Consider the following 6616-nt stretch of genomic DNA (forward strand, 5'->3'; position numbering starts at 1 on the left):
TTCATCTTTTCTAAGACGCTTTCGTCTTCCAGAGCGGTGCAGACTTTGGAAAGAACTTCCATGTGTTCGCCACCCTTGCCGGCGATACCGATGACGAGTTCGGCCTTTTCTTCTCCAAACGAAACGCCTTGCGGATATTGTAGTAAGACGATTCCGGTCTTTTTGATCGTGCCATCTCCGTGAGTGGTTCCATGCGGAATGGCCAATCCCATACCAATATAGGTTGTGACGATCTTTTCACGCTCTAACATCGCCGGGACATAGTCCGGGGTGACGTAGCCGAGTTTGACCAAGAGTTCGCCGGCTGCCGTGATCGCTTCTTCTTTTGAGACAGAGGCTTGATTTAATACGATGCCCTCCTCGATCAACACATCGGAAGCAAAGAGGGAGGAAGGCTGTTCTTCGACTTCCGTTTGATCGCTGGTTTCGGTCATCAGGGCATCTCCCGTGGAAAGCTGGAAAAAGAGTTCATCTAAAGCCGGGTCGGCCAAGAAGTTTTTAATGGTCACCAAGATGGCTTGGGGAGCACATGTCTTGGCACGTTCCTGCAAGACCGTCTGCACGACGGCAATATCACAATCTGACGGAATATTATCGACAGAAGTATTGGTTACGGTGATATCCGGACGGACCGCTTTTAAACGATTGCGGAATTTGGTGGCACCCATGGCACTGGATCCCATGCCGGCATCGCAGGCAAAGACGATTTTTTTGGCCGCAAAGATATTCTGATCCGTGATCAAACCTTTGGACTGGGCCTTCATATCGCTGACCTGATCTTGTGCTTCTTCCAGCGATTTTACTTTGGAACTGGTCAGTTTGATGATCGGACCGGCAATCGCAAAGGAGACTCCCGCTGCCAACACGACTCCTAACAAAGTTGTGATGATCGCATCGCGAGGCGCCATCGACAAGAAGGCGATGATCGATCCCGGAGAAGCCGGGCCTTGAAGACCGCATCCTGTGAGGGAGTAGAAGGTGATCGCACAAATATTGCCTACGATCGGCGCAATGATCACGATGGGGTTCATCAAGATGTAAGGGAAATAGATCTCGTGGATCCCGCCGAAGAAGTGGATGATGATCGCGCCAGGCGCTGAATCTTTAGTGGCCTTATCTTGGGAAAAGAACCAATAGGCCAATAGGACACCTAGGCCGGGACCGGGATTGGCCTCTAACATATACATGATCGAACGGCCGGTCTCGGCAGCTTGTTCAATGCCGATCGGCGTGAAGATCCCATGGTTGATCGCATTGTTCAGGAAAAGAACCTTGGCTGGCTCTACAAAGATCGCAACCAGCGGCAACAGGCCATGATGGATCAAAATGTTGACGCCGGCAGTTAATACCGCCAAGATCCCCTGCATCAGCGGACCAATCAGGTAGTAACCAAAGATGGCCAGGATCATTCCTAAGATGCCTACGGAGAAGTTGTTGATGAGCATCTCGAAACCGGCTGGCATATGACCTTCCATGAGCTGGTCAAATTTTTTGATGACCCATCCGGCAAACGGCCCCATGAACATAGCCGCCATCAACATGGTCTGGCCTTCAGCGCCGGCGATACATCCCATGATCGCAATGGCACCCATGACCATACCGCGATCTTTTCCTACCATGCGTCCGCCGGTTGCGGCAATCAGGATAGGAAGCAGATAGTTCAACATATAAGGCTGGATCGATGCCAATTGTTCGTTGGGCAGCCATCCGTCCGCTATGAATAGAGCGGTGATAAATCCCCAGGCGATAAAGGCGCCAATGTTGGGCATGACCATCGCCGAGAGAAATTTGCCAAATCTCTGAAGTGCATTTTTCATATTATTCTTCCTTACTAGAAAACCGGAAGAAGTTTATAAGATCAAAACCCCCTGGTTTTCACATTCTTTTTTAAATGTTTCTGGAAGATTTTGGTCACTGACGACGATATCGACATCTTTGAGATCGCAGATGCGATAGGTTCCGTCTTTTTGTACTTTCGAAGAATCCATCAAGACAATGATCTTTTTTGAACGCTGGAGTACGGCTCGTTTGGTTTGGGCATCGAGGAAAGATTCACACGTAAACCCGGTTCTTTCAGAGTAGCGAGTGACACCTAAGAATGTAATATCAAACGAGACATTCTCTAAAAAACGAACGGCATCCATACCGGTAACGCTCAAGGAATTGCGGTTGATCATGCCGCCGGCTAAAAAACACTGGGCTTCTTTTAAGTGGGCCATTTCCACAGCGCAAGAGATCCCGCTGGTAAAAAAGGTGTTTGGCTGATCGTTCAAGATGTTGGACAACATCGTGGTCGTGCTTCCTGAATCGATAAAGATCGTCTTGTGTGCTTCGACAAGGTCTAATGCCTTGCGGGCAATCGACATCTTTTCATCGGTATTTTGGATATAGCGTTTCTTTAAAAAATCATCGTTTCCGGTCACGGTTTCCAGGGATTTTGCGCCCCCGTGGATCCGTACCAGTCTTTGATTCGCATCTAAGACTTTTAGATCGGTACGCAAAGTCATATCTGATACTTTCGGGAAACGTTCCTTGATCTGCGCAAACGTGACGCTTCCCTGATCATTGACAAAACGGACGATATCGTTTCGCCGCTGTTCCATTACTTCCATTTGAGACCTCCTGTTTGTTTACTGCTCCCGGGCAAAAACAGGAGGCAGTAAACTAAGCTTCTTCTTTAAAATGTGCCAGCAGATATTCCTCGGCTTTTGGACACCATAGACCTTTGTTGGCTTCTACGATATCGGCAAGCTTGCCATAACGAGGATCTTCAGCTTCTTTTGAACGCAGATCTTCCAATGCGATCAAAGGCATGGAGATATGCGTATAGATCAATTTTTTGCCACCCGGGATCTTTGGCAGATTCAAGGTGGTTTCGGCCGCTGCATCCAGACCGCCGATATGTGTGACCATAACCGCAGGATCGATTCGTCCTTGGGCCGTCAGTTCTAGAGATTCGATCATATCGGCTGTATTTCCGCCGGTCGTTCCCATGACATGGGTCGAATTGTAGTGCACATCATAGAAATTCATTTTGGCGCTGAATTGATTGTCGGTTGGGCCGGCAAAGAAATTCAGGCATCCATCGCGTCCTAAGATGCCGCTGCATTGTTCAACGACTGCTGCGACCGGAGCATAACAGAATACATCATCGTAACCGGTATTGCCGGAAAGTTCGCGCAAATAGGCAACTGGATCTTCCTTATCGCCCGTATTGACAAAATGCAGATCAATGCCGTCCGCTTTTGCGTCTTCTGGCGGGAACAAGTGAGCAGCCCGATCCAGACGGTCCTGGTTGACATCGGTCACGACGATCATAGAAGGGCGCACATCACGATGCAAAGCGTAGGTCAAAGCGCCTAATCCCATAGGGCCGGCTCCTGCCATGATGGCCAGTTTTCCGCCTTCTTTGATTCCCATCTGGTGTGTATAGACACCCATCTGCGTGTGGTAAGCGGCGTTGAAAGCGCCGATACTGCAGGACATCGGTTCGGCCAGGGAAGCTTCGTAATAGGCTCTTCCTTTATATTCTAATAAGCAGCCAAGCTCCATGACTTCTGCCGGTATGATGCAGTAGGTTGCATCTCCGCCAAAAAATTCATAAGAATAGCCGGGAGACCACATCGTTCCTTTATAGTTCAAGGCAGGCTGTAAAGTAAATTTCATGCCCGGCTTGAATTTGTCCTGGTGTTGGGCGCCGACCTTTACGATATCACCGGCCATTTCGTGTCCCATGATCGCCGGATGATCGGCCACATCTTCATGCACACGCTTATGCTTTGTACCTAGGATAGCACATTTGTAAGTTGACATACAAACGCTGTCAGAGACCACTTTGACCAAAATTTCATCGTCTTTGATCTCAGGCAATTCAAATTCGTCCAGACGCAGATCGTTGGCGCCGTGAAGGCGAACTGCTTTAACTTTCATTTTAACAACTCCTTTCCGTCTTAAACTGTTGTAACAAAAGTTCTAATTGTAGTTTAACACGATTTTTCACCTTGTCAACTGTTAAAACAACAATTTTTAGTTTGACTTTCAACAATCTGAGTGGTATTCTGTTTTCAGAAAGAAAAAATCATAGGAGGACATCATGATCTACACTGTCACATTCAACCCATCTTTGGACTACATCATTCAAGTAAAAGATTTTCAAACGGGTCAGATCAACAAAACAACGTATGAAAAGATCTTGCCGGGCGGCAAAGGAATCAACGTGGCGATCGTCTTGAGCAATCTGGGCCATGAAAGCACGGCGTTGGGCTTTATGGCCGGTTTTACCGGAAAAGAGATCGAACATCGCTTAAAAAATTTTGGCTGTGCTTCTTCCTTTATTCAAGTCAAAGAAGGACTTTCAAGAATCAATGTCAAAATGAAATCCAATGAAGAAACCGAGATCAACGGTCAAGGGCCTAAGATCCAGCGCGAAGATATCGAACAGTTATTTCAACAATTGGATCAATTGACCAGCCAGGACATCTTGGTGATCTCAGGAAGCATTCCCAGCACCTTGCCGGACACGATGTATGAACAGATCTTAGAAAGAGTGCAGCCGATAGGATGCAAAGTGGTGGTTGATGCGACCAATGCCTTGTTGATGAAAGTCTTGAAGTACCATCCTTTCTTGATCAAGCCGAACAATTTCGAACTGGGGGAAATCTTTGGCGTATCTTTGAAGACGCGCGATGAAGTGATTCCGTATGCCAAAAAGCTTCAGGAGCTGGGGGCCCAGAACATTTTGGTCTCCATGGCGGGACAAGGAGCGGTCTTATTGGATGAAAAAGGAAAGGTGCACCAAAGCCGGGCGCCGAAAGGAGAAGTCATCAATTCAGTGGGGGCTGGCGATTCGATGGTTGCCGGATTTATCTCGGGATATCTTGAGTCCAATCAAGATACGGAGGTCGCGTTCATGAAAGGGATCTGCAGCGGCAGTGCCAGTGCTTTTTCGGAAAACCTGGCAACCAAAGAAGAAGTGTTTGCCTTGATGGAGACGATGAAAGATTGACGAAAGTCAGTCTTTTTTTTCGGTTCCAAGATTGAAGTCGAAACACTCTTTGACTAAAATAGAGATGCGAAAGGAAGGATACGATGAACGATTTTGATCTGCATATGCATTCTTCCTACAGTAAAGACGGCCAGTTCCCCCCTAAAGAACTGGTCGGCATGCTGAAGGAAGCAAAAATAAAAACAGCGGCTCTTTGTGATCATGACACCGTAGAAGGGGTGCTGGAAATGATCGAGGAAGGAAAAAAGGAAGGGATCCGCATCATTCCGGCTTTGGAATGTTCCACCCTTTTAGGGGAATACGAAGTCCATGTATTAGGGTATGGCATTGATTTAAAAGATCCTTATTTTCATGGATTGGCGCAAAGGATCGATCAAGAAAACGACGGGATCTTCCATCAGCGGGTTGAGAAACTGCGGGCGAAATATCATGTGGAGATCGATGAAGAAAAAGTGATTCGCGAAGCCCATGGCAAAAACCCTTGGTTCAATATGATGGATGCGTTATTTACTGATCCTCGTTATCAGGATATCCCGGATTTTCAAGATTATATCCCGGGAGGAAAGCGTTCGGATCCGGCGCCGGTCAACTTTTTCTATGATCTGTGCGGGCCGGGAACGGATCTTCATGTTGCCGCGTATTCACCGGATTTTAAAGAGACCGTTCAGCACATTCACGATGCCGGCGGCTTGGCTGTGATCGCACATCCGTTCCGTACGTTTTATCAGGAAAAAGAACGATTCCAATACGCTTTAGATTGCGGAATCGACGGAATCGAAGCCTACAGCAATTATCATGAACCAGAACATAATGAATATTATGAAAAGCTTGCCCAAAAACATCATTTGTTGATCACTTGCGGCAGTGACTTTCATGGGGAGAAAAAGCCAAGCATCCGCATGGGAGAATACGGTTTACAAAAAGACGGGTCAAAATTTTTAGAAGCCTTCTTAAAAGCTCTATAGACTAAAAAAAACAGAGATCACAAAAATCTCTGTTTTTTTGGTTTATCGATATTCATTCATATCTTTTTCGTATTCTTTTTTTACTTTGCGCAAAGTGCGGTCAAATCCAAATAAGAGACATCCTTCCACGATCAACGCAATTCCGATGATCTGAAGAATAAAGGCGACCGATTGTAAAGGCCGAAACAGGAACAAAACACCAAACAGTAAGGCAATGGCGGCAATTCCTGCTGTGATGGTCCAGTTCGAGAAACCGTAATCTTTTAATAAAAATGCTTTTTGGAGCTGCATGATGGAATTGACGATCACAACGATCCCTGTCAGGATCGGCAAGATGGCAATCAAAGATTCCGGGGAGATCAGCATCAATAAACCAATCAGAACGCTGGGGAGTCCTGTAAATAAAGGGCTGGCATCGATGGATACTCGTTTCACAAAATACATATAAAGCAAGGTGGCACCGATTGCGATCAAGATCACACCCAGGATCCGAGTAGCGATCATTAAAAGATCATTATTTAAAATAAATAAGAGGATCCCGCCAATCAGATAGAAAAGGGCCATCAGGCGGACTTCTTTTTGTGTGGGATTGATTAAATGATTCATGCGATCATCTCCTTTTTTGAATCACATAGGTTTCAAACAA

The 6616-nt window shown here is 46.6% G+C and carries 6 protein-coding genes; 2 read left to right on the forward strand and 4 right to left on the reverse strand.

Going from position 1 to position 6616, the window contains the following annotated elements:
- The 3 genes from Q0J48_RS06120 to Q0J48_RS06130 all read right to left on the reverse strand — a co-directional run.
- Positions 1-1817: PTS mannitol transporter subunit IICBA (locus tag Q0J48_RS06120; protein WP_296242540.1), on the reverse strand; the 1817-nt coding region annotated here is incomplete at its 3' end.
- Positions 1818-1850: 33 nt separating this feature from the next.
- Positions 1851-2612, reverse strand: a complete 762-nt coding sequence (locus Q0J48_RS06125) for a DeoR/GlpR family DNA-binding transcription regulator (protein WP_296242541.1) — start codon at positions 2610-2612, stop codon at positions 1851-1853.
- A gap of 52 nt (positions 2613-2664) precedes the next feature.
- Positions 2665-3930 carry a zinc-binding dehydrogenase gene (locus tag Q0J48_RS06130; RefSeq protein WP_296242543.1) on the reverse strand — a complete coding sequence of 422 codons (1266 nt, stop codon included), beginning with the start codon at positions 3928-3930 and terminating at the stop codon, positions 2665-2667.
- 163 nt (positions 3931-4093) lie between these two features.
- Between Q0J48_RS06130 and pfkB the strand changes: the two genes are divergently transcribed.
- Positions 4094-5005: a 1-phosphofructokinase gene (gene pfkB, locus Q0J48_RS06135; RefSeq protein WP_296242545.1), complete on the forward strand. Its 912-nt coding sequence runs from the start codon at positions 4094-4096 to the stop codon at positions 5003-5005.
- A gap of 83 nt (positions 5006-5088) precedes the next feature.
- Positions 5089-5970, forward strand: a complete 882-nt coding sequence (locus tag Q0J48_RS06140) for a PHP domain-containing protein (RefSeq protein ID WP_296242547.1) — start codon at positions 5089-5091, stop codon at positions 5968-5970.
- Positions 5971-6012: 42 nt separating this feature from the next.
- Here Q0J48_RS06140 and Q0J48_RS06145 read toward each other — a convergent pair whose 3' ends face one another.
- Positions 6013-6576 (reverse strand): HdeD family acid-resistance protein, encoded by a 564-nt coding sequence (locus Q0J48_RS06145; protein ID WP_296242549.1) that lies wholly within the window; start codon positions 6574-6576, stop codon positions 6013-6015.
- Between the last annotated feature and the right edge of the window lie 40 nt (positions 6577-6616).

Origin of the sequence: uncultured Faecalicoccus sp. (assembly GCF_944325745.1) — a bacterium.
Taxonomy (GTDB): domain Bacteria; phylum Bacillota_I; class Bacilli_A; order Erysipelotrichales; family Erysipelotrichaceae; genus Faecalicoccus.

Bases quoted from the DNA above. Each gene is read 5' to 3' on its own strand.
- Q0J48_RS06125 (WP_296242541.1), bottom strand. From the start codon at position 2,612: ATGGAAGTAATGGAACAGCGGCGAAACGATATCGTCCGTTTTGTCAAT.
- Q0J48_RS06145 (WP_296242549.1), bottom strand. From the start codon at position 6,576: ATGAATCATTTAATCAATCCCACACAAAAAGAAGTCCGCCTGATGGCC.
- pfkB (WP_296242545.1), top strand. From the start codon at position 4,094: ATGATCTACACTGTCACATTCAACCCATCTTTGGACTACATCATTCAA.
- Q0J48_RS06130 (WP_296242543.1), bottom strand. From the start codon at position 3,930: ATGAAAGTTAAAGCAGTTCGCCTTCACGGCGCCAACGATCTGCGTCTG.
- Q0J48_RS06140 (WP_296242547.1), top strand. From the start codon at position 5,089: ATGAACGATTTTGATCTGCATATGCATTCTTCCTACAGTAAAGACGGC.